A 25301-nucleotide genomic window follows, 5' to 3' on the forward strand; every position below is an offset into this window, starting at 1 on the left:
AGCTATAATTGTTATAAATTTGAAAATTAAGTTGTAAGGTTATGGATTTTTTCTTTGTAGAATACCGCGATCCTTTATTTGGTCTTATTGTTTTAACTGCTTTGGTTTTTATTATAGCTAGCTCACATTATATATGGCGTATTGTTGCAAGTAAAGACCAAAAAAGCAAACTTGATCGTTTTGTAAAAAAATTTGAAATTAATTCCACACACCAACAAATTTTAAAAAATGCCAATTTAAGCATAGAAAATTTAAATTTCTTAGCTCAAATTTTTACCAAAAGTGGTGAATTTGAAAAAGCTGTGGGGATTTATCTCATAGCTTTGCAAAAAGCAAATGAAGCAAGCCAAAAAGAATTTATCTTTTTTTCACTAGCACAAGTTTATCTAAAAGCAGGATTTTTAGAGCGTAGTGTAGAAGCTTTGTTAAATGCCTTAAAAATTAAAGCACGTAATAAAGAAAGCTTAAAACTTTTAAAAATTGTTTATTTAAAACTCAAAGATTATGACAAGGTTTTAGATGTTTTAGAGTGTTTGTTTGAGCTAGGAGAAAATATATATGCAGAAAAAGCCTTGATAAAAGCTTTAAAAATTCAAGTAAGTTCTAAAGAGCAAGAACAAAAACTAAAAGAAATTTTAGCTTTGAGCAAGGATAATGAGTATATTTTAAGACTTTGCTTTTTGCATTATAAAGATAAACTTACTCAAATGCCTCAATTTGAAAATGTCATTGATTTGCTTAATGAATGCAAAAGTCCGCTTAATCTTGAAGATGAAAAATACCACGAGTTTTTTTATGCAAAAAATTTAAGCAACAAAGCTATTCCTATCAAAAATCATAAACTAAAAATTTTAAAAATTTTAAACGATAATGAGCTAAGTGCAAATCTTAGCTTTACTTATGTATGTAATAATTGTAAAAATCAAAGTCCTTTGTTTTTTTATCATTGTCCATTTTGTTATGAATTTGGAAAATGTGAGATTTATTATGAGGTAAAAGCTTGAAAAATATTGAAATTTATACTGATGGTTCTTGCTTAAACAACCCTGGCTTTGGAGGGTGGGCTTATGTTTTAACTTATAAAAATCATCAAAAAGAACAAAGTGGAGCGTGTGAGAATACAACAAACAACCGCATGGAATTAATGGCTATTATAGAGGCTTTAAAAGCTTTAAAAGAACCATGTGAGGTAAAATTATACACAGATTCAAATTTAATGGTACAAAGTATTAATGAATGGCTTGAAGGTTGGGTAAAAAAAGATTTTAAGGGTAAAAAAAATATTGATCTTTGGAAGGAGTATTTAAATGTTGCTAAAGATCATAAAATAACTGCTTTTTGGATCAAAGCGCACAATGGCCATGAATTAAATGAGCGTTGTGATGAGCTAGCAAGAAATGCAGCCTTAAAGCTCCAAGAAGAAAGGTCAATAAATGCTTAAAAAACTCCAAGAAAGATTAAATTATCATTTTAAAAATGAGCAATTGCTCATCGAAGCTTTGACGCATAAAAGCTATAAAAAGCCTTATAATAATGAAAGATTAGAGTTTTTAGGCGATGCTGTGATGGATTTAGTAGTAGGGGAGTTTTTGTTTTTTAAATTTCAAAAAGACTCAGAAGGAAATCTTTCTAAACTTAGAGCAGCTTTGGTGAATGAAAAATCTTTTGCAACTTTAGCGCAAAAACTTGATCTTGGAGTATGTATTTTTATGTCTATTGCAGAAGAAAATAACGATGGACGCAATAAACCTTCTATACTTTCTGATGCTTTTGAAGCACTAATGGGGGCTTTGTATTTAGAAATAGGTTTTGAAAAAACTAAAAATATAGCATTAAATTTGCTTAATGAAGTTTATCCGCATATTGATACACAAAGTTTGTTTAAAGACTATAAAACAAGACTTCAAGAAATTACGCAGGCAAATATGGCAGGCACACCTGAGTATATTGTAGTAAAGGCTTTTGGGCCTGATCATAAAAAGCAATTTGAAATCGCAGTGAAAATTCAAGGCATAGAAGTAGCAAGATCTACAGCAGGTAGTAAAAAAGAAGCCCAACAACAATGTGCTAAAATCGCACTTGAGAAATTAGGAAAACTATGAATAGCTTTGGAGTAAGATTTAAATTTACAAGCTTTGGCGAATCTCATGGTCAAGCTATAGGTTGTATAATAGATGGTATGCCAGCAGGGGTGAAGTTTGATTTTGATTTTTTACAAGAAATGCTAGATAAAAGAAAGCCAGGTCAAAATAAATTTAGCACTCCTAGAAAAGAAGAAGATAAGGCTCAAGTTTTAAGTGGGGTTTTTGAGGGTTATACAACAGGAACTCCTATAAGTGTTTTGGTGTATAATGAAAATACACGCTCAAAAGATTATGAAAAAGATGTATTTCGTCCTGCACATGCTGATTTTACTTATTATCATAAATATGGCATTAGAGATTATAGAGGCGGTGGAAGAGCTAGTGCTAGAGAAAGTGTAGCAAGAGCAGCAGCAGGTGCTGTGGCACAAATGCTTTTAAAAGAATTTGATATAGAGATAATGAGCGGGGTTTTTGGAATAGGAAATATTGATAGCAAACTTAGTAATGATGAGTTTGATTTTGATTATGCTAAAAATAGTGAAGTTTATGCTTTAGATAAAAATTTAGAGCAAAGTTTTAAAGATGAAATTTTAAAAGCTAAAAAGGCAAAAAACAGCATAGGTGCTAGAGTTTTTACTAGAGTGAAAAACCCTATCAAAGGCTTAGGCGAGCCTTTGTATGATAAGCTTGATTCTAAACTTGCTCATGCAATTATGGGAGTAAATGCGGTTAAGGCTATAGAAATAGGAAGTGGTTTTCAAAGTAGTTATATATATGGAAGTCAAAATAATGATGAACTAAAAGATGGGGTGTTTTTAAGCAATCATAGCGGTGGGATCTTAGGCGGAATTTCTAATGGGGACTTTATCGATATAAAAACATATTTTAAGCCAACTCCTTCTATATTTTTACCCCAACAAACGCAAAATACTCAAGGAGAAAATGTTATACATGAGTTAAAAGGCAGACATGATCCTTGTGTGGGTATAAGAGGCAGTGTTGTGGTAAATGCTATGGTAGCAATTTGCATGGCTGATGCTTTGCTTTTAAATGCAAGCTCAAATTTGCAAAATTTACAACGAGTTTATGGAAAAAACAAATAAAAATTTAATACTTATTTAGATATGATGATAAAATATCTTTAAAAAGGGAGAAATATGAAAAAAAATATTGTGTTTTTTGAAGTTAGAGGTGGTAGCGATAAAGGTGAAGATGGCCATAGAAAAGATACTATGCCTATGGTAAATGCCTTAAAAGAACAAGGTTGGAATGCTGAGGTTATCTTTTTTGAAGTAGAAAAAAAAGATGAAATTTATGAATATGTAAAAAACAATGCCGATGCTTATGTTTCTAGAATCAACCCTGGAAATTTAAAAGAAGAAAACGAGTATTTTGATATGCTTAGAAAACTTTGTGCAAATGGTGTTATAGGTATGCCTCATCCTGATGCGATGATAGGATATGGAGCTAAAGATGCGCTTACCAAGCTTAATAAAACGGCTTTAGTACCTGAAGATACTTATGCGTATTATGATATCAAAACTTTTAAAGAAAGTTTTCCAAAAACTTTAGCAAAGGGTGAGAGGGTTTTAAAACAAAATCGTGGTTCAACGGGTGAGGGAATTTGGCGTGTGAGATTGATAGATGAGCTACCAGCGGGGACGACAAGTGTGCCATTAAATGCAAAAATCAAATGCACAGAAGCAAAAGATAATCACACAGAAGAAAGAGAGCTTGGTGAGTTTATGGATTTTTGTGAGCAATACATTATAGGTGATAATGGTATGCTTGTAGATATGACTTTCTTACCGCGTATTAAAGAAGGTGAAATTAGAATTTTAATGCTTTATCATACTCCAATTTATGTTGTGCATAAAAAGCCTGCAGAAGGTGCTGATGCATTCTCTGCAACACTTTTTTCAGGTGCAAAATATAGATATGATGAGCCAAAAGATTGGCAAGGATTGGTTGATTGGTTTTTAGCAACCTTACCTGAAATTCGTTCAAAACTTGGAAATTATGATATTCCTTTGATTTGGACTGCTGATTTTATCTTAGATACAGATGAAAATGGTAAAGATAAATATGTTTTAGGTGAGATTAATTGCTCTTGCGTAGGATTTACTTCTCCTGCTGAATTTGTTGAGCCTATTGCTAAAAAAGTAGCTCAAAATATCATTGATATCGTAAGTAAAAATTAACCCTTGTTTTAACAAGGGTTTTTTGAAAACTCATTATGCTTTTAACTATACTTTATATTATCGGAATTACTGTTGATGCAATGACAGGAGCTATTGCTGCGGGAAGACATAAAATGGATCTTTTTGGAGTGATATTTATAGCTTTGGTAACAGCTATTGGCGGAGGTTCTATTAGAGATATTTTGCTTGATCATCATCCGCTAACTTGGATTAAAACTCCTGAGTATGTGATTTTAATTTGTGTTGCAGCTATGATTACAACAAAAATTGCCAAATATGTTATAAGGCTTGAAAAACTTTTTTTGATTTTAGATGCTATAGGTTTGGTTGTTTTTAGTGTTTTAGGTGCACAAATTGCAATACAAATGGGGTATGGTTTTATAGTGGCTGTGAGTTCAGCTGTAATTACTGGTGTATTTGGTGGGATATTAAGAGATATATTGTGTGCTAGGATACCACTTGTATTTCAAAAAGAAATTTATGCGGGTGTTGCTATATTAACAGGGGCTTTGTATTATATATTGTATATTTTGGGCGTAGATGAGTTATGGGTAATTCTTGCTTCATTGATTGTAGGAACCATAGCAAGACTTTTGGCTATATATTATGGTTTAAGTTTGCCTATATTTTCTTTTAAAGATGGAGAAAATAAAGAAAGTTAAAATTCTATCTTATAAATTCTTAAAGGATAAGCCTTATTATCCATAGTATTTTCATAAAATCTTACAAGCTTGTTAGTAGGTAAATTTATTTATATTTTTTACTTTTAGAATATTTATTTGATGTATTGGTTATAAATTAAGTTTAGTTATGGAAAATTGCTATTTTTGATATTTTTGTAATTAGAATTTAAAAAGTGGTGACCCATACGAGACTCGAACTCGTGTTACCGCCGTGAAAGGGCGATGTCCTAACCGCTAGACGAATGGGCCAAATATTAAATAAGAAATGAAATTATATCTTATTTAATTTAAAAAAAACTTAATTATTTTACAAAGCGCAGATAAAAATAGCCAAATACACCTGAAGCTAAGGAAGCTAGTAAAATAGCAAAATTATCCACAAAATTAAATATATCACTTACTTCATAGGCAAGGGCGTCTATAAAAAAGCTCATGGTAAAACCTATGCCTGTGAGTATGCAAACTCCATAGAGTTGTTTAAAATTAGCATCTTTTGGCAGTTTTACAAGTTTAAATTTAATTGCCATATAAGCAAAGCCAAATACACCTAGTTGTTTTCCAACAAACAAGCCTAAGAAAATCCCTACACTTACACCGCTAAATAGCATATGTACTTCAATTTTTGAAAGATCAACCCCTGCATTGGCAAAAGCAAAAAGTGGTAGTATTATAAAAGCTATCCAAAATTTTAAACCATGCTCGATTTCCTCTAATAAAGCATGGTTGTTTTTTGTAAATACAGGTATAAATAAAGCTGTGATGATACCTGCTAAAGTTGCATGCACTCCACTTTTTAATACACTAAGCCAAAGCAATGCTCCAAGTATATAATAAAATGATTTTCTTTCATTGCTCAAACGATTAAGTAAAAACAAACCCACAATACAGCAAAAGGCAACAAAAAAGGCTAAAGTTGAAAGCTCTCCTGTATAAAAAATAGCAATGATTAAAATAGCCCCTACATCATCAAAAATCGCTAACGATACTAAGAATATTTTTAAAGAACTTGGTATGCGTTGTTTTAGCATTGTAAGTATAACTAGGGCAAATGCAGTATCAGTTGCCGTTGGTATAGCCCAACCTTTTAAAACATAAGCATCGTTAAAATTGATAGCACAAAATATCAAAGCAGGCACAACTATACCGCCTATAGCAGCCATTAAGGGTAGGGTAATATTACTAAGAGTTTTAAACTCTCCTTGAACAAATTCTTTTTTTAATTCAAGTCCTATGGCAAAGAAAAAGATTGCAATAAGACCATCATTAATCCACAATAAAGAAGGCTTAAAAAGTTCCCAAGCACCTACTTTTACACCTATTTCTACACTTAAAAAATCCATATAGTGTTGTCCATAAGGACTATTTTTAAGTAGCAAGGCAAAGATCGTTGCTAATAAAAGCAACAATCCTCCTAAAATTTCAAGTGATAAAAAGTTTTGGAAACTTCTTAATTTCATTTTTTAAAACTATAAATAAGTTTTAAGTAAACATATCCAACTATAGCGCTTAATAATGAAGCTACTAAAATTGCAAGTTTGTCTGAATATGCAAAAATATCACTATTTTGATAAGCTAGGCCATCTATAAAAAAGCTCATAGTAAAACCTATACCTGTGAGTATACAAACCCCGTAAAGTTGTTTGAAATTAACATTTTGTGGAAGTTTTGCTAGTCCTAGTTTTATACTAATATATGAAAATAAAAATACTCCAATTTGTTTTCCCAAAAATAATCCTAAAATAATACCTAAGCTAACCGAAGAAAACATAAAACTTGGATCCATATCTTTTAAATCAACTCCCGCATTGGCAAAAGCAAAAATAGGCAAGATGAAATAACTCACCCAAGGTGCTAAGTCATGTTCTATTTCTTTTAAAAAAGACTCACCACTTTTTGTTTGAAGTGGTATAAATAAAGCAGTAATCACACCTGCCAAAGTTGCATGCACCCCACTTTTTAACATGCTTATCCAAAATACTATAGCTATTATGATATAAAAAGATTTTTTGGTAACATGGAAGTGATTTAGCAAATAAAGTGCTAAAATACACACCAAGGCAGCAATCATAGCAAAAACTGAAAGTTCGCTTGTATAAAATAAAGCAATTACAATAATCGCGCCTAAATCATCAAAAATAGCTAAAGAAAGTAAGAATAATTTTAAAGAAGTAGGTACTCTTTTGCCTAAAAGCATTAAAATACCAACCGCAAAAGCCACATCAGTAGCCGTTGGTATAGCCCAACCTTGCAAAGCAAAAGGATCTTTATAATTAAAAAATGCAAAAATTAAAGCAGGTACTATCATACCGCCAAGTGCAGCAAATACAGGTAAAGACATAGCCTTTATACTATTGAGTTGCCCTCTTGTTACTTCATATTTTAATTCAAGTCCTATGGCAAAGAAAAAGATTGCAATAAGGCCATCATTAATCCACAAAAGTAAAGGTTTGAAAATTTCTAAACTTCCAGCTTGAAAGCCAAAAGGAATATTTAAAAAGTTAGTATATTGATCCGTTAAAGAACTATTTTGTAAAATGAGTGCAAGTACGGTAAAAAATATTAGTAAAACACCAGGAAAAGTTTCACTTTTAACAAAGGTTTGAAGTCTTTGCATAAATAGCCTTTTTAAATTTTTATTAACGTGTTATTTTAACATAAAAAGGCTTGAAATTTAAAGTTTAAGCAGAAAAACTGCTTAAACAGGTATAACGCGTATATTTGGACTAAGTTCTTCTTGTAAGATATTTTCTATAGCATATAAGGTTGCACCACTCCCACTTGAACAGCCGCTACATGCTCCAAGATAACGTATATATATATCTATATTTTTATTGTCACTTTTTTGGATATCAATTACTTCTAAATCTCCACCATCACCATGTAGCATAGGACGCACATCGCTATCTAAAACAGCTTCTACTGCTTTTAGTTGTTTAACCATGGTCATATCATCAAAAGCAATATCTGTTTTGCTTTGATCTTTTAGCTTTTCTCTTTCCATTTCAGCCCTAGTTTCAGCTAAAATATCTACAAGATAATAATCTTTTTTCTCATGTCCTCCAGGCTTAACACAAGATTTACAAAAAGCACCTGCTTTAGTAAATTGCGTGATTTCTTCTACTGTATGTAAATCATTTAGTTTGATTACTTCTTTGATGGTTCCAAGGCTTACCCTAGCACACTCACAAACTATGATTTGATCTTCAAAGTCTTCAGGATTAACACCTTTATAATGCGCTGCAGCTTGTTTGATAACATCATAAGCCATAACCGAACAGTGCATTTTTTGCGGTGGAACTGCAGGAGTTTCAGGGTTATCTCTCATAGCAAATTCAACATCTAAATTTGTAATTTTTACAGCCTCATCTACGGTTTTACCTATACAAAGATCAACCATAGTATCACTACTTGCTATTGCTGTACCACAGCCAAAGCTTTTAAATTTAGCATCAATGATTTTATCAGTTTTTTCATCTACTAACCAATAAAGCCTAACCGCATCACCACAGCTTTCAGCTCCAAAATCTGCAACAATAAGTTTTGCATTTGCTTTTTGTGCATCTTCTTGTGTAAATTCGCCCATATGTTGAGGGTTATTCATTCTATCTTGTACTTTTTGAGAATACTCATCCCAAATTGATCCGCCAATTAAATTATTCTTTGCCATTTTTTATCCTTTAAATATTTTCAGGCTTATATGCATAAGTACTTGAGATTGCTCTAAGTCTTTGCGTTGCTTTTTTTATTTGCTCTGCTGCATAATCAATTTCATCTTCTGTGTTAAATCTTGATAAAGAAAGTCTTAGAGCGGTATGAGCTAAATCATTTTCAGCACCAATTGCTTCCATGATAGGATTGCTCTCAAGTGCTTCGCTAGCACAGGCTGAACCAGTGCTTGCTGCTATACCATTTTTGTTTAAATCCCAAAGCATAGCCTCGCCTTCTACGCCTTTAATACTTGCTAAGATGGTATTAGGAACCCTTCTTAATCTATCTCCAACTACGCTTGTATCAGGCATAGCTAAAATTAAATCTTCTAATTTATCTCTTAATCTTCTAATGTGTGAGTTTTCAAAATCAAGCATAGTATTTGCAATTCTTAAAGCTTCTGCCATTGCTATAATATATGGTACATTTAAAGTTCCGCTTCTTCTACCACCCATATGCTCACCACCATGTAAAAGCGGAGTTAATTCTATATCTTTTTTAATATAAAGTCCACCTACACCTTTTGGACCATGGAATTTATGTGCAGAAAATGAAGCAAAATCAACCCCAGCTTTTGCAAAATTAACCTTGATTTTCCCAACAGCTTGAGTTGCATCAGTATGAAATAATGCTCCATATTCATGAGCAATTTGAGCCATTTCTTCTATAGGAAAAATCATGCCAGTTTCATTATTTGCCCACATAATGCTTACTAGGGCAGTTTTATCTGAAATAGCTTCTTTTAGATCTTTTACACTAGAAACACCCTCATGATCAACGCCAAGTTCTATGACTTTTACTCCTAAAGATTTCAAAAACATAGCACTAGCTGCTACTGCAGGATGTTCTACACTAGAAATGATTACTTCATTTCTATTGCTATTTAAAATTCTATCAAAATACACACCTTTTAATACCCAGTTGATACTCTCTGTGGCACAGGAAGTGATAATGATGTCATCTAAATCGCTTGCCCCAAGTCCTGCATAAAGTTTATCCATAGCTTCTTTTAAAGCAGGGTGAGTTGCACTACCCCATTGATGAAGGCTGTTTGGATTACCATAATGTTCTTTTAAAAAAGGTTTCATAAGCTCATAAGCTTCTGGTGCAAGTTGTGTTGTTGCATTATTATCTAAATATACTTTCAAAATTACACTCCTTTAATTAGGATAATTTTTATCTTTTTTGTTAATATACACTAAAATGTTAAATTTAACATTAAACTAAATGGATTTCACTTGTGTAAAATTTTTTATTATTTTAGCACAAGTTAAGCCATTGCATTTAAATATGAGTGTAAAATTTTATTAATGCTTGCTTGTCTTTTGCGATTTTCTAAAAATTGAGTGTCTAAAAGTTCTTTTTGAGTATTAATTTTTTCAAGATCTATATTAGAATCATTTTGATTAAACTCTTTTTTTAAAGCTTCAAAATCTTTGCTAATTTGCTCACTATAAAGACTATAAATAGAACTTGAATTAGCAAATTCTTGCATGTTGATACTGTGTTGATAGTTAATGTATTGTTGAAAGAAAACTGAAAGTTTATCTTCTGTGGTGTTGTTTTTATCTACTCCATTGATATATAAATATAAATCAAAACTCATTTTTTCTTTATTGCTTTCACTTAGATAATCTTGCATACTCATTTGACCTCTCATGAGTTTTTGAAAATTTACATTAGAAGACATATCTAACTCAATAGGAGTTAAAAAGAAATTAGCCTTTTGATTATTTTGTTCTTTTAAATCATGATAAATATAATTAAGCAATAATCCACTTTTAGAAACTTCGCCTTGTCGGTTTAGATAAGGTCTTATGATAGGATTACTAGCCGTGTTTTCAATGCTCGCATTGAATGCAAAGTCTCCTATTTTGTTATCAAGCATTAAGGTATTTAGATTTTTATTTGCTTCTTTTGCATTTTGTAAACTTTTGGCATTTTCATAAACTTTTAAAATTTTTCCTTCATAAGTATAGCTATAACCTTGATTTAATTCTGAAATTTGCGCTTTGCTTAAAAAATTATTATCATTTTTTTGAAATTCATGATTGATGGTTTTTAGCGTATTATGATAAGTGTTTAAAAGTCTTGGTAAGTCTATTTTGTTATAGTTTAAATTTTCATCAAGCTTTATAAGTTGTTTTGAAATTTCTCTTATACTTTTTATATTAATATCATAATCAAGAGGCAAAGCAGCCGTTTTATTAAGATCTTTTTCAAAAAAACCTTGCTCATTGATTCTAAAACCAAACTCGCTTGCATAGCTTACTTCATAATCTAAATTAGAACCTTTTATATCAAGTAAATCACTTTTAATATTGGTATTTTCTTTTTTTTCTTCCGCGTGTCCAGTCTTTGCAAAAGGATAATTTGCAAAATTCTGATACGGATTGACATTAGAATTTACAAACATAACTCTTCTCTTCAAAAATATTGCTTAGCCTTAAAAAAGCAAAAGCTATGCCAAAATTTTTTGAATCGAAGAGAAAAATTAAGCGTAAATGTCAAGCAATCCTGAACTAGTGCTAGGAGTAGTAGTTGGAGCAGGGTTTGCATTTACGCCTTCAAGTACTTGCATTACTGCATTTTCATTGGCTTCTATGGTTTTTTTCATCATAGTAGTTGCAATGTTAAGCATTAAACTTGCTTGGTTGTTAGTAACTTCGCCCATAACATACTCCTTTTGTTTGGATTAGTAGTATTATCGGCAAAGTTTGGTTAATATTAAGCTATATTATAAATTTTTGATAAGTAGTGATTGTGAGTGTTTTCTTTTGCTTCAAGCATATCGATATAGTTTTTAAACTCATCCATATCTTTAAAAAGATTTTTCATGGTAGTGTTAATTTCGCTAGAAAAATTTTGAAGATTGCTTTGTGTTTTTAAATATCTTTCTATTTGATAAATTCTAGCGATTTCTCTTTCATACTCATCTTGAGTTATTCTTTTTGCACTAAATTCTGCATTTAGTATTTTTTTATCATTGATAATAAATGATTTTTTTTGATTGTTGATTTTAAATTCAACGATAAATTCTTCTTTTGAATTAATAATTTTTAAGTATTTTAATTTAGCTTTATTTTCTAATAAAAGATAGCTTATACACTCTAAAAACATATGTGTAAAAATTTCTCTTTCAAAGATATTTTGACAAATATCGGTGTATTTTAAACCCAAGCTTTGTTGATGATCTAAAAAAGCTATATTTGACATGATCCATCCTTTTTTCATGACTTTTTATCATAAAAAAAGCAAAAATCATTCCAATTATTGTGTATCAATCATTTTTAGCATATTGATAGTATCTTCAAATTCAAAACTTTCTTCAGGATTTTGACTAAGAAATTGTTGCATAAAGTCTTTTTTAGCGATAGCCTGATCAAGTTCTTTATCAGTGCCTTTTTGATAAGCACCAATTCTAAGTAAAACCTCATTTTCTTTAAGCAAAGAATTTAAACGTTTAAATTTTCTAGCAGCTAGTTTGTGTTCATCACTAATAATATCACCCATAACCCTTGAGGCTGAATTTTGTATATTTATAGGTGGATAAATTCCAAAGTCAGTAAGTTCGCGACTAAGCACTATATGCCCATCTAGGATGGATCTACTTTGATCAGCTATTGGATCACTCATATCATCTCCATCAACTAACACGGTAAAAAAAGCTGTTATGGTTCCTTTGCCTTCTTCTTTTCCTGCGCGTTCCATAAGCTGAGGTAAAAGACTTAAAACACTTGGTGGATAACCTTTTGTTGTAGGAGGTTCACCTAGAGCTAGACCTATTTCTCTTTGAGCCATAGCAAAACGCGTTACACTATCCATGATAAATAACACATCTTTGCCTTGTTCTTTAAAATACTCAGCCACACTCATAGCGCAAAATGCTCCGTATTTTCTCATCAGCGCACTATCATCACTTGTTGCAACGATGATGACAGTATCATCAAGTTTACCACCAAGATTTTTTTGTATAAATTCAGGAATTTCTCTACCGCGCTCACCGATTAAAGCTATGACTTTAATGGGAGCTTTGGAATTTTTTACTATCATGCCCATAAGGGTTGATTTACCAACCCCACTTCCTGCAAAAATCCCAAGCTTTTGTCCTACCCCACAAGTTAAAAGCGCATCTATTGTTTTAACTCCTACTGGAAAGACTTCCTCTATCAAACCTCGTTTCATTGCATCAATAGGTGCACGCATAATAGGCATAAATTTACTTGCCTCAATAGGTCCTTTACCATCTTTTGGTCGCATAAAAGGATCAACCACCCTTCCTAAAAGTTCATCACTAACTCCTATTTGCATACCCGCATCATTAATAAAAGCACGATCGCCTATTTTAAAACCTTCCACAAAACCAAAAGGACTTAAATAACTTAAATTCTCATCTACTTCTACTACCATAGCCATAGCTTCTTTACTCTCATCTTCACTAGAAACTATTTTAATAATATCACCTATGCTAGTTTTTAAGCCATTTATTTCTATACTAGTACTTGAAATTTTAGTAATTTGTCCAAAAACACTAGCAAGATTTTGTGAAGCAATTTTGCTACGAAGTTTTTCTAAACCCATTAAAATCTAACCTGTTTTGCTGAGTTAATTAAGGTAAAAAATTCTTTTCTTGTTTTTTCACTTTTTAAAAAGCTACCTCTTAATGCTGAAGTACTAGTAGTAGAATTTGCCTTTTGCACCCCACGCATTTCAACACACATATGTCTTGCTTCAATAACCACCCCAACACCTTTTGCACCTACATGTTCCATTAGTGCTTCTGCGATTTGCTCTGTGAGTTGCTCTTGAATTTGTAAGCGTCTTGCAAAAACTTCTACAAGGCGTGGAATTTTACTAAGTCCTACGACTTTTTTATCTGGTATATACGCAACATGCACGCGCCCAAAAAAAGGCAAAAGATGATGTTCGCAAAGACTATAAAATTCTATATCTCTTACTAAAACCATTTCATTGTTTGAACTTTCAAATAAGGCATCATTTAGTATTTGTTTTGGATCTTGTTTATAACCGCTATTTAAAAATTCAAAAGCTTTAAAAACTCTAGTAGGAGTTTTTAAAAGCCCTTCTCTTTGTGGATTTTCTCCGATAATTTCTAACATATTTTTTACTGATTGTTCAAATTTTTCTTGCATTTTTTCTCCATCAAAAATTAAAATTTTAACATATTTTTATTTTTATATAAAGTGATAAGGAAAATTTTGGTATATTATCAAAAAATTTTATTTAAAAAGGGAAAATATTATGGAAGTTACAGCAAAACTAATTGATTTTGCAAATGCAAATGCTACTGTGAAAATTGCTCAAGGAGCTATTAAAGCAGAAGTTGAAAAATTAGCTAAAAAAGCATCTAAAACTATGAAAATGGATGGTTTTAGAGCAGGAAAAGTTCCTGTTGCTGCTATACTTAAAAGATATGAAAAAGAGCTTACAAGAGATGCGGAGCAAGATCTTTTAAGAAATGCTGTAGATGGTGCTTTAAAAGAAGTTAAAAAAGAGGCTAAAGATTTAGTAGGTGAGCCATATTTTGAAAAATTTGATAGAAAAGATGGCGCTATTGAGGCTCAAATGGTATTATCTTTTAGACCAGAAGTAAAATTAGATGGATATGAAGAACTAATTCCAACTTATAATACACCAAAAGTAACTCAAAAAGAAATTGATGCAAAAAAAGAAGAATTATTAAAAAGATTTGCTACTCCTGAAGCGATTAAAGAAGCAAGAGCTTTAAAAGAAGGTGATTTTGCTAAATTTGATTTTGAAGGTTTTGTTGATGGTAAAGCATTTGATGGCGGAAAAGCTCAAAATTATGTTTTAGAAATTGGTTCAAAACAATTCATACCAGGATTTGAAGAAGGTATGATTGGTTTAAAAGCAGGTGAGGAAAAAGATATTAATGTAACTTTTCCAAAAGAATATGGCGCAGCGCATTTAGCAGGAAAAGATGCGGTATTTAAAGTAAAAATTCACGAAATTCAAGAACTTAAATTACCTGAGTTAAATGAAGAGCTTTTAAAAAGCTTGTTACCTGAAGAAAAAGAACCAAGTGTTGAAAAATTAGATGCAAAATTAAAAGAACAACTAAAAAATGAAAAAATCTTTAAACTTATCAACGATGAGCTTAAAAATCAATTTGCAGAAGCTTTGGTAGCTAAGTTTGACTTTGTTTTACCAAGAAATATAGTAGAGCAAGAAACAGATATGCAATTTAGAAGCTCTTTGAGAACTTTAAGCGAAGAAGAATTAAAAGAATTTAAAGATGAGGCTAAATATAAAGAAAAAAGAGAAAGTTTTAAAGAAGATGCACAAAAAAGCGTAAAATTAACTTTCATTATAGACGAGCTAGCAAAACTTAGAAATGTTACAGTAAGCGATCAAGAATTAATCCAAGCGATTTATTTTGAAGCTTATAGATATGGTTTTAACCCGCAAGAACATTTAGATAATTACAAAAAACAAGGTGCATTGCCTGCTATTAAAATGTCTTTAATCGAAGAAAAACTTTTTGCTGATATTTTCAAAAAAAATGACAAAAAGAAAACTGAAAAAGAAAGTGAAAAATAATGAGCTCATACATACCTTATGTGGTTGAAAAAACAAGCAGAGGCGAAAGAAGTTATGATATTTATTCAAGACTTTTAAAAGATAGAATTATCATGCTAAGTGGCGAGATCAATGATGATCTTGCTGCTTCTATTGTAGCTCAGCTTTTGTTTTTAGAGGCTGAAGATCCTCAAAAAGATATTTATCTTTATATTAACTCACCAGGTGGGGTTGTAACCAGTGGATTTAGTATTTATGATACGATGAATTATATTAAAGCTGATGTAAGTACTATTTGTATTGGTCAAGCTGCTTCAATGGGTGCATTTTTGCTTAGTTGTGGTGCTCCAGGGAAAAGATTTGCTCTGCCAAATTCAAGAATTATGATCCATCAACCACTAGGTGGTGCAAGAGGGCAAGCAACTGATATAGAAATTCAAGCAAAAGAAATTCTAAGATTAAAAGCGATTTTAAATGATATTTTGGCTAAAAACACCAAACAAAAACTCTCTAAAATAGAAAAAGACACTGATAGAGACTTTTTTATGAGTGCTGTAGAAGCTAAGGAATATGGCTTAATCGATAAGGTTTTGGAAAAAAGTTTTAAATAAGGAAAAGCATAGCAATGTTAGATGATGATTTATTTGCTGATTTAAATTTAAGTAGCGATCCAACTCCAGCCAAAGAAGCTCCAAAAATTCAAAAAATTAGTGGAGGTGAATTTGAAAAATTTGCAAAGTCTATTTTGACTGAGCTTGTAAAAGATAATGTACCTCCAACACCAACTAATTATGGAGTTTATTTTCAAAAAATGCTTGAAGAACGTCCGGTAGCTTTTAAGAAAAAAGTTAGCGAGATTATGGAATTTGAGCAAAACGATGATGGTATCAAACGTGCAAATATAGAACAAGAAATCAAAAAAAGTTTTAGTTCTACTTCGGCATTATTGCAATACATTGCTATGATTTATAGACATCTTGAAACAGTTAAAGATATGTTAAGAAGACGTAATTCAGAACTTGCTATTAGTACAGGAAATTTAGCTGTTTCTAATGTAATTCACGCTCTTGAAGCAGATCTTTCAAGATTTTCTAGTATTTTAGATAAATATTCAGATGAGATTAAAGAAAGTTTTGATGAGGTTAGACAAACTTATAAACATATAGAAGAGCAAAGTGATTTTGACTCTAAATTTGGAGTTTATAATAAAAAATATTTTTTAGAAAATTTAGAAAAAAGCATTGAAAGTAATGCAAAATATAATTATCATACTTCCTTAATATTTTTTAGAGTAAAAGAAGAAATTCTTGAGCAAACTTATACTCAAAAAGAAAAAAATGCTTTTTTAAAAGGTGTGTGTAGAATTTTTAGTAAAAATGTCTCTTCAAGCGATATAGTAGCCCATTGTGGAAACAATATTTTTGCTATGATGATTTCTCATACAAATTTAGAAAAAGCACAAGAAATATGTAATAAAATTTTAGAATCTTTAGAAAATTCAAATTTTTTCCTAGCAGATAAAGAAATAGATGTAGATGTTGAAGTGGCTATAAGTGCTGTTAATCAAGATAGCAAGGGTGAAGAATTAATAGAAAAATGTATTGAAGCTTTAAAAGATTCAGGAAAAAATTTAGAACCCTTTATAATAGTGGAAAAAGAAAAATGATAAGAAAGATAATTACCTATCCTAATCCAAGATTATTTTTAGAGTCAAAAAAAGTAGAAAATTTTGATAAAGATTTACATATACTTCTAGATGATATGTATGAAACAATGATAGCTAATAAGGGTGTAGGCTTGGCTGCTATTCAAGTTGATGTGCCAATTAGAGCTTTGCTTGTAGATATTGGTGATGAAGAAGGTGAGCAAAAAGAAGATAAACAAACTCTTTTAGAAATTATTAATCCTATTATAACACCTTTAGATGATGAAAAAATTTCTTGTAACGAGGGTTGTTTAAGCATACCAGGTTTTTATGAAGATGTAATGCGCTATAAAAATATACAACTTGATTATCAAGATAGATTTGGCAAGCCACAAAGTTTGCAAGCACATGATTTTTTAGCAGTGGCTATTCAACATGAAGTTGATCATCTTGATGGGCATTTATTTATAGAAAAACTTTCTTTTTTAAAACGCCAAAAATTTGATAAAGACTTTAAGAAAAAATCCAAAAAGACCAAATGAAAAAACTAAAATGTGCAAGTTTTTCTACAGAGCTTGATATTATCGATGTAGAATCAACTTTCACAAGAGGTTTGCCAGGTTTTAGTATAGTAGGCCTTGCAAATTCTACTATCAAAGAAAGCACAGAAAGAGTTAAGGCAACTTTACTAAGTCAAAATTTCAATTTCCCAGCACAAAAAATCACTATCAATCTTAGTCCATCAGATATCCCTAAAAATGGCTCTCATTTTGATTTGGCTATTGCGATTTTGATTTTATTTCAAAAAGAAAATTTAGATGACTTTTTTGTTTTTGGAGAACTTGGTTTAGACGGTAGTATTAAAAGTACTGCTAGTTTATTTTCTATCTTGCTTTTTTTAAGTGCAAAAGTACAAAATGCCAAAGTAGTGGTACCAAAAGCCATAGCACAAAAAGCTTCGATGATACCTAACTTAACAATCTATGCTTTGGAAAATTTAGCCCAAGCTATGGATTTTTTTAAAGAAAAAAATTATGAGAATTATCATATAAATAATGCTCATCCTTTGTTTGAAAATGCCATAGAAATTAATAATCAAAAATATATAAAAAATTCTATTTATCCTTATGATTTTAAAGAAGTTAAGGGTCAAGAAAATGCTAAATTTGCTTGTATAATAGCAGCTTTGGGTATGCATAATATTTTATTTGAAGGTAGTCCAGGTAGTGGTAAAAGTATGTGTGCTAAAAGACTTCCTTTCATCATGCCACCACAAAGTTTGAAAGAAATTTTAGCCCAAAATGCCTATAAGTCATTAAACTCTTTAGATGATGATTTTAGTGCTAGTAGGGTTTTTAGAAGTTCTCATCATACAAGCACTAGGGCTAGTATTTTTGGTGGAGGAACTAAAAATGCCAAGATAGGAGAAATAGCACTTGCAAATGGAGGGGTTTTGTTTTTTGATGAGTTTCCTCATTTTTCAAAACAAATCATAGAAAGTTTAAGAGAGCCGCTAGAGGATTTTAAAATTCTTATTTCAAGAGTTAATACCAAAGTGATTTATGAAACTAAATTTTTATTTGCTTGTGCGCAAAATCCTTGTCCTTGTGGAAATTTATTTTCTAAAAGTCTTGCATGTCGTTGCCAAGAGATAGAAATTAAAAAATATAAAAATAAAATTTCATCTCCTATTTTAGATAGGATTGATCTTTATGTAGCTATGGATGAGATTTCACATGAAGATAAAACAAGTTTAAGCTCTGAACAAATGAGTGAAATGGTTTTTAAAGGATTTTTATTTCAAAAGCAAAGAAAACAAGAAGAATTTAATGCTAAATTAAATGATGAACAGCTGAAACAATTTTGTATTTTAGATTCTACTGCGAATGAAATTTTACAAAAGGCTACAAATTCATATAATCTTTCTCAAAGAGGGGTAAATAAAACCATAAAAGTAGCAAGAACTATTGCAGATTTAGAGCAAAGCGAGTTGATTTTAAAAACTCATATTTTAAAAGCATTAAGTTTTAGAATGAGAACTACATAGGAGTAAAAATGGATAATAAAAGTGTGGCGATCTTTATTGATGCAGAAAATATTCCTTCAAAATATGCAAAATCTATTTTTGATATCGCTTCTGATTATGGAGAAATCGTTATAAAACGAATTTATGGAGATTGGACACAAAAAAATATACAAAATTGGAAAGAACAAATCGCACAATATTCTATCATTGCTATGCAACAATTTAATTTTATAGCTAATAAAAACTCAAGTGATATGTATTTAATCACTGAGATTATGAGTTTTTTTTATGAAAAAGATATTGATATTTTTGTCATTGTTTCAAGTGATAGTGATTATACTAGTTTAATTCAAAGACTTAAAGAGGGCAAAAAGCAAGTTATAGGTATGGGTTTAAAACAAGCTGTAAAATCTTATGTGAATTCTTTTAGTGAATTTTTTTATTTAGATCAAGATGAATCCAAAGAAAAAATATTAAGCACTAAAGAATATATCAAAGATTTAATCAATATCACAGAAGCTTTAATAGAAGAAAAAGGCCGTGCTGAATATGCTCAAATTCGCACCAATATGAATAGAAAACACGCAAATTTTATCCCTCAAAATTTTGGTTTTAAAAATTTTAGAGCATTAGTAAAAGAGTTTTTACCACAAATGAAACAATTTAAAGAAGGTAATGAAAAAAATATTTATTTTCTTATTGAAAAAACAAAGGCTTAAAAATGGAAAATATCTTGATAGCCTTTTTAGTTGTTGTAATTTTGGCTTTTATATGGTACGTGTTTAAAAGTCAAAAAGAAAAAGCAAAATTAGAGTTTTTAAACCAAAGTAATATAGCTTTGCAAAATCAACTTGCTAATTTAGAGTTTGAAAAAACTACACTCATAGAAAAAAATTCCAAACTTTTAGATGAAAAAATATTATATTTGTCTAAAAATGAGGCTTTAGAAGCAAAATTAGCTCAAAAAGAACAAACCCAGCAAGAACTTTTAAATATACATTTAAAAGAGCGTGCGAATTTAAAAGAAGAATATACCCAAACTTTAATAAAACTAGAAGAAAAATACAAGCAAAGCTTAGTAGAATTAAAACAAGAATTAGAACAAAATTTACAAAAACAAAATGCTAGTATTTTAAACCAAAACAAACTTATGCTTAATGAGGATACAAAAAAAATCTTAGAAGAAATTTTCTTGCCTGTGAAAAAAAGCGTTAAAGAATACAATGAAAGACTAAATTCAAATGAAGTTAGTCTTAAAACTCATATTGATAATATGTTTAAATTTAGCCAAAATATGACAGAAAATGCAGATAAGTTAGCTAAAATTTTAAAGGGCGATAAAAAAATTCGTGGTAATTTTGCAGAATTGCAACTAAAATCAGTTTTAGAAAATAGTGGTTTGGTAGAGGGCGTGCAGTATAAATTGCAAGAGAGATTTCAAGATGAGGGTAAAACCTATATTCCTGATGCGGTAGTATTTTTAGATAAACAAAAAAGTATAATCATAGATGCAAAATTTTCTTTACCAAGTGATTTTGCTTTTGAAGATATTAGTCAAAATACCTGCCTTGATTTGGCTTATAATCTAAAATCAAGGATTGACGAGTTAGCCAAAAAGCCTTATATGCAGTATGATAAACACACTTATGAGTTTGTTTTGCTTTTTATACCTTATCAAAATATCTTAGATTTGATTTTAAATGTAGATCTTGAAATTTATCAATATGCTTATAAAAAAAAGGTTTATTTAACCACACCAAACACTCTTTTTATGGCACTAAATACGATAAATATTTCATGGAAAAATATACAAAGTAATGAAAATATCCTAAAAGCTTTTGATGAGCTTGGCAAATTTCATGATAAATTTGCAGGTGTTTTAGATGATTTTGAAAAAATCAAAGAAAACATCAAAAGATTAAACACAAATGTAGATAATATGCAAACAAAGCTTACTCATGGAAGTGGAAATATTGCTTCAAGAGTGATAAAGCTTAAAGAGCTAGGCGCTAAAACCCAAAAGCTTATAAAATGTGAGATGGGCGATGAAAGTAGTGTTTAAAGATAATATTTCTTATGAAAAAGAGCTTATTGAAAAAGGTTTGGATGAGTTTTTAATGATGGAAAATGCAGGCATAGAGCTTGCAAATTTGATTAAGAAAAAAAGTAAAAACATAAAAAATGCTAAAATTTTATTTTTGCTTGGTACTGGTGGAAATGGAGCTGATGGACTTGTGGCCATTAGACACTTAAAAAAAGCTTTTGCTTATACTGTACCATATAAAAAAAGTACAGTGTTTACCAAGCAAGAGCAAATTTTAAAAAATATAGGTTTTAATTTCTTAAAAAAAGAACCTAAATTTAAAGATTTTGACATTATAGTTGATTGTGTTTTTGGAAGTGGTTTAAATAAAGCTTTAGATAAAAATTTGCAAAGAATTTTTAAAAAAATTACTAAAAGCAAAGCTTTAAAAATAGCTTGTGATATTCCTAGCGGGCTTGGACAAGAGCTATGTTTTAAGGCTGATTATACTCTTTGCATGGGGGTAATTAAAGAAATTTTATTAGAAGATTTTGCAAAAGAATTTGTAGGTAAAATTAAAATTGCGAATTTGGGTTTAAAACCTTATATGCAAAATACTTCAAGCTTTTTACTAGAAAAAAAAGATTTAAAACTCATTCCAAAAAAGGTTAACTCAAATAAAGGTGATTTTGGCCATGTTTATATTTTTGCCAATAAAAGCGCGGGTACTCTAGCTGGACTTGGTGCTTTGGAGTTTGGAGCGGGGCTTGTATCTTTAGTGGCTAAAGAAAGCTTTTCGCCTTTGATTATGCTAAAAGATGATATTGAAGGCAAAATAAATGCAGCTGCTATAGGCATGGGACTTGATGATTTAAGTATTTTAAAAGATGAAAGATTAAAAAACATTCCTTTAGTCTTAGATGCAAATTGCTTTCAAGGTAAAAATTTACTTTCTTATCTTGATAGAGAAGATGTTGTTTTAACTCCTCATCCTAAAGAGTTTTCTATGCTTTTAAAGCTTTGCTTTAATGAGGATATAAGCGTAGAAGAAATTCAAAATAATCGCTTTTTTTATGCAAGAAAATTTAGTTCTAAATTCCAATGTGCTTTGGTGTTAAAAGGGGCTAATCCTATCATCGTTCAAAAAGAAAAACTTTTTGTAGTAAATTGTGGCAATGAAGCTTTAGCAAAAGGTGGAAGTGGGGATGTGCTAAGTGGTATGATAGTAGCTTTACTTGGAGCTAATTTTAATGCTTTAGAAGCCACTAAAAATGCAGTATTAGCTCATGCTTTAGTAGCTAAAAATTATAAGAAAAATAAAATTAGTTTTGATGCTTTAAAATTAATAAAGGGGTTAAAATGCTTATAAAATTAGCAGTTTTATTTAGTGGTAATGGAAGTAATTTGGAAAATATTTTAGAAAAATTACATAAAAAAACTTTTGGTAAAAATACCTTTGAAGTGGTTTTGTGTGTATGCAATAAAAAAGAAGCTTACGGCATACAAAGAGCTTTAAAATATAACCTTGATGCTAAAATCATAGAACATGAAAAATTTGCTTCAAGAGAAGAATTTGATGCAGAATTAGTAAAAATTATAAAAGAAAGTCAAGCAGATTTAACCATCTTAGCAGGATTTATGCGAATTTTAAGTCCTATTTTCACTCAAAATATAAAAGCTATTAATCTTCATCCTTCTTTGCTTCCTTTATTCAAAGGTGCTCATGCTATCAAAGAAAGCTATGAAAGTGATATGAAAGTAGCAGGCATTAGTGTGCATTGGGTTAATGAAGAGCTTGATGGTGGTAAAATCATTGCACAAAAGGCGTTTGAAAAAGCTAAGCTAAGCTTTGAAGAGTTTGAAGATAAAATCCACCAGCTCGAACATACACTTTTGCCTGAAGCTATTGTAAAAATTTTTGAAAATGATTAATTTTTCATCATTATAATTACGCTTTTGTTTAAGGAAAGTAAATGTTTGAATGGATTTTTAGTGTAGATGCTTGGGTGGTATTGCTTACTCTTACAGCTTTGGAGATTGTACTAGGTATTGATAATATCATTTTTCTAGCGATTTTAGTTTCTAAATTACCACCAGAACATAGAGATAAGGGTAGAATTCTAGGTCTCGCTTTTGCGATGATTACTAGAATTTTATTATTATTGTCTTTATTTTGGGTGATGAAACTTGTTGCGCCTTTATTTAGTATATTAGGCAATGAAATTTCAGGTAGGGATTTAGTGCTTTTACTTGGAGGGCTGTTTTTAATAGTTAAGTCTATTAAGGAAATTAAAGAAAGTATAATGCACCAAGAGGAAAGTCAAAGTAATATAAAAATTAGTAATAAGCTTTGGGTTGTAGTTGCTGAAATAGCTGTGATAGACATAGTATTTTCTCTTGATAGTGTTATTACTGCTGTGGGCATTGCTCAAGATATAGAGATTATGATTATTGCTGTGATTATTGCAGTTTTAGTTATGCTTTTTGCCTCTAAACCAATTGCGGATTTTGTAGAAAAATATCCAAGCATTAAAATCTTAGCCTTGGCATTTTTAGTAATGATAGGCTTTGTTTTAGTATGTGAAAGTTTTGATATCCATATAGATAAAGCATATATTTATACAGCTATGGCTTTTTCTTTGATAGTAGAAATTTTAAACATCATTTCACAAAAAAAACAAACAGACAATTCTTAAAGTATTTAGCATTTTTTATGCTAAATACTTTTTTATCTTGACTTTTAATATTTTTTTATGTAAAATAACGCTTTATTTTTGTACATCGGGGTGTAGCGCAGTCTGGTTAGCGCACTTGGTTTGGGACCAAGGGGCCGAAGGTTCGAATCCTTTCACCCCGACCATTTTTATAAATGGTGAGTGTAGCTCAGTCGGTTAGAGCATCAGATTGTGGTCCTGAGGGTCGTGGGTTCGATTCCCATCACTCACCCCATCAGCGCTCGTAGCTCAACTGGATAGAGCGACAGACTTCGGATCTGTAGGTTATGGGTTCGATTCCTATCGGGCGCACCATAAGCCTATTGTTACTTTTATTTTTATGCGCTCATAGCTCAGCTGGATAGAGCAACGGCCTTCTAAGCCGTAGGTCAGAGGTTCGAATCCTCTTGAGCGTACCACTTTTGCGGATGTGGTGAAATTGGCAGACACGCCAGACTTAGGATCTGGTGCAGCAATGCGTGAAGGTTCAAGTCCTTTCATCCGCACCACTAATTTAAAATTCTTTTAAGTATTTAAGTTTCGCGATTCATCTTAGTCATATTTATAATATAAATTAAATTTATAATATTGCAAAACTAGGAAGATGCTGTGGTAAATATATATCAAGTTAAAATTATTGAAAATTTTTGTAAGGATAAATTTAAAGAAGATACAAGAACAAAAGATTTTTTTCATACCTTTTTGGCTCAAAATTTAGAAATTTACACCAATATAGAAGATCAAAAGTATGCCAAAGATACAATATTAATATATAAAATTTTTGATATATGTATTATATGTATAAAAGATGGAGTCTCGGTAAGTCAAGAGTATTGTCAATTTAAAAAAGGTGTGATAGATCATATAGTTGTATATACCGATGAAAATATGAATGATGGTAAAATATCGCAACTATTAAGAGGTAGTTCTACATTAAAAATAGATAAATCAAATTGTTATGATAATCCAGATATTAAAGTTGTGTTTTCAGAAAAAGGCTTTTTATTTCAGGCTAGATTTAATAATTGTGAAAGTAAATTTAACGATACAATGACTATGTTTACGCTTTCTTTGGCTTATCGTGAGAAAATGGAGTATTACTTGAATTTAACTTCAAGTATTATAGATGAAGAAAATTATCATGATGTTATTGATATTAAAAAAGATTTTTATGTTTTTAATCTAAAGTATTTTTTTAGTAATCCAGTGCACTATAACTACCAACAAAAACATGCAATATGGAAAATTATATTTCAATATTACGATATTTTAGAACAACATCAAGAGCTTAAAATCCAGATAGAAAATCTTGTTGATATTTTGCATATTGAACAAAATCAAGAGGAAGATAAAAAGGAAAAAATAAAAGAGAATAAAAGAAAAAAAATCGAAATGATTTTTTTAATTATCGGTGGTTTTGTTACTTTAGCTTCGTTGGTCAGTGCATACAAAGACGCTATGGAATTATTTGGTTAAAATCATATATTATTTTGGCAAAACAAGCGTTTTAACTTTATAGTTAAATATGTTTTATGCAAAAATTAAAAGCCTTACTAAAATTTTGGAGTTTTTTATCCTCTTACATCTTCTATTCTATATTATTCTACATTCCTTCCGTTATTTCCCTAAAATAACTTTCCCACATCTACAATATAT

Annotated in this window: 26 protein-coding genes and 6 tRNA genes; 22 read left to right on the forward strand and 10 right to left on the reverse strand. The window is 30.5% G+C overall.

The window, feature by feature from the left end:
- Positions 1 to 41: 41 nt before the first annotated feature.
- From L8X30_RS06675 to L8X30_RS06700, 6 genes are read left to right on the forward strand one after another with little or no spacing between them, the layout of a single operon-like run.
- Positions 42 to 1004: a hypothetical protein gene (locus L8X30_RS06675; protein WP_263679572.1), complete on the forward strand. Its 963-nt coding sequence runs from the start codon at positions 42 to 44 to the stop codon at positions 1002 to 1004.
- Positions 1001 to 1441, forward strand: coding sequence for a ribonuclease HI (gene rnhA, locus L8X30_RS06680; RefSeq protein ID WP_039668930.1), 441 nt, complete (start codon positions 1001 to 1003; stop codon positions 1439 to 1441). The genes L8X30_RS06675 and rnhA overlap by 4 nt, the downstream gene beginning before the upstream one ends.
- The gene (gene rnc, locus L8X30_RS06685; RefSeq protein WP_263677482.1) at positions 1434 to 2102 is read left to right on the forward strand and encodes a ribonuclease III; all 669 of its coding nucleotides are present in this window, start codon (positions 1434 to 1436) and stop codon (positions 2100 to 2102) included. Before rnhA ends, rnc begins: the two co-directional genes overlap by 8 nt.
- A complete protein-coding gene (gene aroC, locus L8X30_RS06690; protein WP_263664063.1) occupies positions 2099 to 3187 on the forward strand; it encodes a chorismate synthase in 1089 nt (362 codons plus the stop codon). The genes rnc and aroC overlap by 4 nt, the downstream gene beginning before the upstream one ends.
- Positions 3188 to 3241: 54 nt before the next feature.
- Positions 3242 to 4285 (forward strand): Cj0069 family protein, encoded by a 1044-nt coding sequence (locus L8X30_RS06695; protein ID WP_263679573.1) that lies wholly within the window; start codon positions 3242 to 3244, stop codon positions 4283 to 4285.
- Positions 4286 to 4320: 35 nt separating this feature from the next.
- Positions 4321 to 4947, forward strand: a complete 627-nt coding sequence (locus tag L8X30_RS06700) for a trimeric intracellular cation channel family protein (RefSeq protein ID WP_039629140.1) — start codon at positions 4321 to 4323, stop codon at positions 4945 to 4947.
- Between the two features lie 195 nt (positions 4948 to 5142).
- Here the strand turns inward: L8X30_RS06700 and L8X30_RS06705 are convergent.
- The 10 genes from L8X30_RS06705 to folE all read right to left on the reverse strand — a co-directional run bounded on the left by L8X30_RS06705 (position 5143) and on the right by folE (position 13829).
- Positions 5143 to 5217 (reverse strand) — tRNA-Glu (locus L8X30_RS06705).
- 53 nt (positions 5218 to 5270) lie between these two features.
- On the reverse strand, positions 5271 to 6425 hold the full coding sequence (gene nhaA / locus L8X30_RS06710; RefSeq protein ID WP_263679574.1) for a Na+/H+ antiporter NhaA: 1155 nt from the start codon (positions 6423 to 6425) through the stop codon (positions 5271 to 5273).
- On the reverse strand, positions 6422 to 7582 hold the full coding sequence (gene nhaA, locus L8X30_RS06715; protein WP_263679575.1) for a Na+/H+ antiporter NhaA: 1161 nt from the start codon (positions 7580 to 7582) through the stop codon (positions 6422 to 6424). Before nhaA (L8X30_RS06715) ends, nhaA (L8X30_RS06710) begins: the two co-directional genes overlap by 4 nt.
- An 81-nt stretch (positions 7583 to 7663) precedes the next feature.
- Complete coding sequence (locus tag L8X30_RS06720; protein ID WP_087685319.1) at positions 7664 to 8635, reverse strand: iron-sulfur cluster assembly scaffold protein; 972 nt, start codon at positions 8633 to 8635, stop codon at positions 7664 to 7666.
- 10 nt (positions 8636 to 8645) lie between these two features.
- Positions 8646 to 9824 (reverse strand): NifS family cysteine desulfurase, encoded by a 1179-nt coding sequence (locus L8X30_RS06725; protein WP_263679576.1) that lies wholly within the window; start codon positions 9822 to 9824, stop codon positions 8646 to 8648.
- Between the two features lie 122 nt (positions 9825 to 9946).
- Entirely contained in the window at positions 9947 to 11092 is a 1146-nt protein-coding gene (locus L8X30_RS06730; RefSeq protein WP_263679585.1) for a hypothetical protein, read from the reverse strand.
- A 78-nt stretch (positions 11093 to 11170) separates the two neighbouring features.
- Complete coding sequence (locus tag L8X30_RS06735; RefSeq protein WP_039619394.1) at positions 11171 to 11350, reverse strand: putative motility protein; 180 nt, start codon at positions 11348 to 11350, stop codon at positions 11171 to 11173.
- A gap of 53 nt (positions 11351 to 11403) precedes the next feature.
- Complete coding sequence (locus L8X30_RS06740; RefSeq protein ID WP_263664075.1) at positions 11404 to 11892, reverse strand: hypothetical protein; 489 nt, start codon at positions 11890 to 11892, stop codon at positions 11404 to 11406.
- A 54-nt stretch (positions 11893 to 11946) separates the two neighbouring features.
- Positions 11947 to 13257: a flagellar protein export ATPase FliI gene (gene fliI / locus L8X30_RS06745; protein WP_039668920.1), complete on the reverse strand. Its 1311-nt coding sequence runs from the start codon at positions 13255 to 13257 to the stop codon at positions 11947 to 11949.
- Complete coding sequence (folE, locus tag L8X30_RS06750) at positions 13257 to 13829, reverse strand: GTP cyclohydrolase I FolE (protein WP_012662169.1); 573 nt, start codon at positions 13827 to 13829, stop codon at positions 13257 to 13259. Before folE ends, fliI begins: the two co-directional genes overlap by 1 nt.
- Before the next feature lie 109 nt (positions 13830 to 13938).
- On the opposite strand from folE, the gene tig reads away from it, so the two are divergent.
- The 16 genes from tig to L8X30_RS06830 all read left to right on the forward strand — a co-directional run bounded on the left by tig (position 13939) and on the right by L8X30_RS06830 (position 25121).
- Positions 13939 to 15258 carry a trigger factor gene (tig, locus tag L8X30_RS06755; RefSeq protein ID WP_039619387.1) on the forward strand — a complete coding sequence of 440 codons (1320 nt, stop codon included), beginning with the start codon at positions 13939 to 13941 and terminating at the stop codon, positions 15256 to 15258.
- Positions 15258 to 15848, forward strand: a complete 591-nt coding sequence (gene clpP / locus L8X30_RS06760; protein ID WP_087699173.1) for an ATP-dependent Clp endopeptidase proteolytic subunit ClpP — start codon at positions 15258 to 15260, stop codon at positions 15846 to 15848. The genes tig and clpP overlap by 1 nt, the downstream gene beginning before the upstream one ends.
- Before the next feature lie 14 nt (positions 15849 to 15862).
- On the forward strand, positions 15863 to 16903 hold the full coding sequence (locus tag L8X30_RS06765; RefSeq protein ID WP_263664077.1) for a GGDEF domain-containing protein: 1041 nt from the start codon (positions 15863 to 15865) through the stop codon (positions 16901 to 16903).
- Positions 16900 to 17424, forward strand: coding sequence for a peptide deformylase (gene def, locus L8X30_RS06770; protein WP_257904743.1), 525 nt, complete (start codon positions 16900 to 16902; stop codon positions 17422 to 17424). Before L8X30_RS06765 ends, def begins: the two co-directional genes overlap by 4 nt.
- On the forward strand, positions 17421 to 18929 hold the full coding sequence (locus tag L8X30_RS06775; RefSeq protein WP_263679577.1) for a YifB family Mg chelatase-like AAA ATPase: 1509 nt from the start codon (positions 17421 to 17423) through the stop codon (positions 18927 to 18929). Before def ends, L8X30_RS06775 begins: the two co-directional genes overlap by 4 nt.
- Positions 18930 to 18937: 8 nt before the next feature.
- The gene (locus tag L8X30_RS06780) at positions 18938 to 19627 is read left to right on the forward strand and encodes an NYN domain-containing protein (protein ID WP_039619378.1); all 690 of its coding nucleotides are present in this window, start codon (positions 18938 to 18940) and stop codon (positions 19625 to 19627) included.
- A 2-nt stretch (positions 19628 to 19629) separates the two neighbouring features.
- Complete coding sequence (rmuC, locus tag L8X30_RS06785) at positions 19630 to 20970, forward strand: DNA recombination protein RmuC (RefSeq protein WP_263679578.1); 1341 nt, start codon at positions 19630 to 19632, stop codon at positions 20968 to 20970.
- Complete coding sequence (locus L8X30_RS06790; protein ID WP_263679579.1) at positions 20954 to 22300, forward strand: NAD(P)H-hydrate dehydratase; 1347 nt, start codon at positions 20954 to 20956, stop codon at positions 22298 to 22300. The genes rmuC and L8X30_RS06790 overlap by 17 nt, the downstream gene beginning before the upstream one ends.
- Entirely contained in the window at positions 22291 to 22863 is a 573-nt protein-coding gene (purN, locus tag L8X30_RS06795; protein WP_263679580.1) for a phosphoribosylglycinamide formyltransferase, read from the forward strand. Before L8X30_RS06790 ends, purN begins: the two co-directional genes overlap by 10 nt.
- 41 nt (positions 22864 to 22904) lie before the next feature.
- Positions 22905 to 23627: a TerC family protein gene (locus tag L8X30_RS06800; protein WP_263679581.1), complete on the forward strand. Its 723-nt coding sequence runs from the start codon at positions 22905 to 22907 to the stop codon at positions 23625 to 23627.
- Between the two features lie 86 nt (positions 23628 to 23713).
- A tRNA-Pro gene (locus tag L8X30_RS06805) sits at positions 23714 to 23791 on the forward strand.
- 12 nt (positions 23792 to 23803) lie between these two features.
- Positions 23804 to 23880: transfer RNA gene (locus tag L8X30_RS06810), tRNA-His, on the forward strand.
- A gap of 3 nt (positions 23881 to 23883) precedes the next feature.
- Positions 23884 to 23960, forward strand: a tRNA-Arg gene (locus L8X30_RS06815).
- 27 nt (positions 23961 to 23987) lie between these two features.
- Positions 23988 to 24064, forward strand: a tRNA-Arg gene (locus L8X30_RS06820).
- Positions 24065 to 24069: 5 nt separating this feature from the next.
- Positions 24070 to 24154 (forward strand) — tRNA-Leu (locus L8X30_RS06825).
- A gap of 100 nt (positions 24155 to 24254) precedes the next feature.
- Complete coding sequence (locus L8X30_RS06830) at positions 24255 to 25121, forward strand: hypothetical protein (RefSeq protein ID WP_263679582.1); 867 nt, start codon at positions 24255 to 24257, stop codon at positions 25119 to 25121.
- The last annotated feature ends 180 nt before the right edge of the window (positions 25122 to 25301 follow it).

This window comes from Campylobacter sp. CNRCH_2015_0338h (assembly GCF_025772785.1).
Taxonomy (GTDB): domain Bacteria; phylum Campylobacterota; class Campylobacteria; order Campylobacterales; family Campylobacteraceae; genus Campylobacter_D.

Bases quoted from the DNA above. Each gene is read 5' to 3' on its own strand.
- L8X30_RS06675 (WP_263679572.1), top strand. From the start codon at position 42: ATGGATTTTTTCTTTGTAGAATACCGCGATCCTTTATTTGGTCTTATT.
- rnc (WP_263677482.1), top strand. From the start codon at position 1,434: ATGCTTAAAAAACTCCAAGAAAGATTAAATTATCATTTTAAAAATGAG.
- aroC (WP_263664063.1), top strand. From the start codon at position 2,099: ATGAATAGCTTTGGAGTAAGATTTAAATTTACAAGCTTTGGCGAATCT.
- L8X30_RS06695 (WP_263679573.1), top strand. From the start codon at position 3,242: ATGAAAAAAAATATTGTGTTTTTTGAAGTTAGAGGTGGTAGCGATAAA.
- L8X30_RS06700 (WP_039629140.1), top strand. From the start codon at position 4,321: ATGCTTTTAACTATACTTTATATTATCGGAATTACTGTTGATGCAATG.
- nhaA (WP_263679574.1), bottom strand. From the start codon at position 6,425: ATGAAATTAAGAAGTTTCCAAAACTTTTTATCACTTGAAATTTTAGGA.
- nhaA (WP_263679575.1), bottom strand. From the start codon at position 7,582: ATGCAAAGACTTCAAACCTTTGTTAAAAGTGAAACTTTTCCTGGTGTT.
- L8X30_RS06720 (WP_087685319.1), bottom strand. From the start codon at position 8,635: ATGGCAAAGAATAATTTAATTGGCGGATCAATTTGGGATGAGTATTCT.
- L8X30_RS06730 (WP_263679585.1), bottom strand. From the start codon at position 11,092: ATGTTTGTAAATTCTAATGTCAATCCGTATCAGAATTTTGCAAATTAT.
- L8X30_RS06735 (WP_039619394.1), bottom strand. From the start codon at position 11,350: ATGGGCGAAGTTACTAACAACCAAGCAAGTTTAATGCTTAACATTGCA.
- L8X30_RS06740 (WP_263664075.1), bottom strand. From the start codon at position 11,892: ATGTCAAATATAGCTTTTTTAGATCATCAACAAAGCTTGGGTTTAAAA.
- fliI (WP_039668920.1), bottom strand. From the start codon at position 13,257: ATGGGTTTAGAAAAACTTCGTAGCAAAATTGCTTCACAAAATCTTGCT.
- folE (WP_012662169.1), bottom strand. From the start codon at position 13,829: ATGCAAGAAAAATTTGAACAATCAGTAAAAAATATGTTAGAAATTATC.
- tig (WP_039619387.1), top strand. From the start codon at position 13,939: ATGGAAGTTACAGCAAAACTAATTGATTTTGCAAATGCAAATGCTACT.
- clpP (WP_087699173.1), top strand. From the start codon at position 15,258: ATGAGCTCATACATACCTTATGTGGTTGAAAAAACAAGCAGAGGCGAA.
- L8X30_RS06765 (WP_263664077.1), top strand. From the start codon at position 15,863: ATGTTAGATGATGATTTATTTGCTGATTTAAATTTAAGTAGCGATCCA.
- def (WP_257904743.1), top strand. From the start codon at position 16,900: ATGATAAGAAAGATAATTACCTATCCTAATCCAAGATTATTTTTAGAG.
- L8X30_RS06775 (WP_263679577.1), top strand. From the start codon at position 17,421: ATGAAAAAACTAAAATGTGCAAGTTTTTCTACAGAGCTTGATATTATC.
- L8X30_RS06780 (WP_039619378.1), top strand. From the start codon at position 18,938: ATGGATAATAAAAGTGTGGCGATCTTTATTGATGCAGAAAATATTCCT.
- rmuC (WP_263679578.1), top strand. From the start codon at position 19,630: ATGGAAAATATCTTGATAGCCTTTTTAGTTGTTGTAATTTTGGCTTTT.
- L8X30_RS06790 (WP_263679579.1), top strand. From the start codon at position 20,954: ATGAAAGTAGTGTTTAAAGATAATATTTCTTATGAAAAAGAGCTTATT.
- purN (WP_263679580.1), top strand. From the start codon at position 22,291: ATGCTTATAAAATTAGCAGTTTTATTTAGTGGTAATGGAAGTAATTTG.
- L8X30_RS06800 (WP_263679581.1), top strand. From the start codon at position 22,905: ATGTTTGAATGGATTTTTAGTGTAGATGCTTGGGTGGTATTGCTTACT.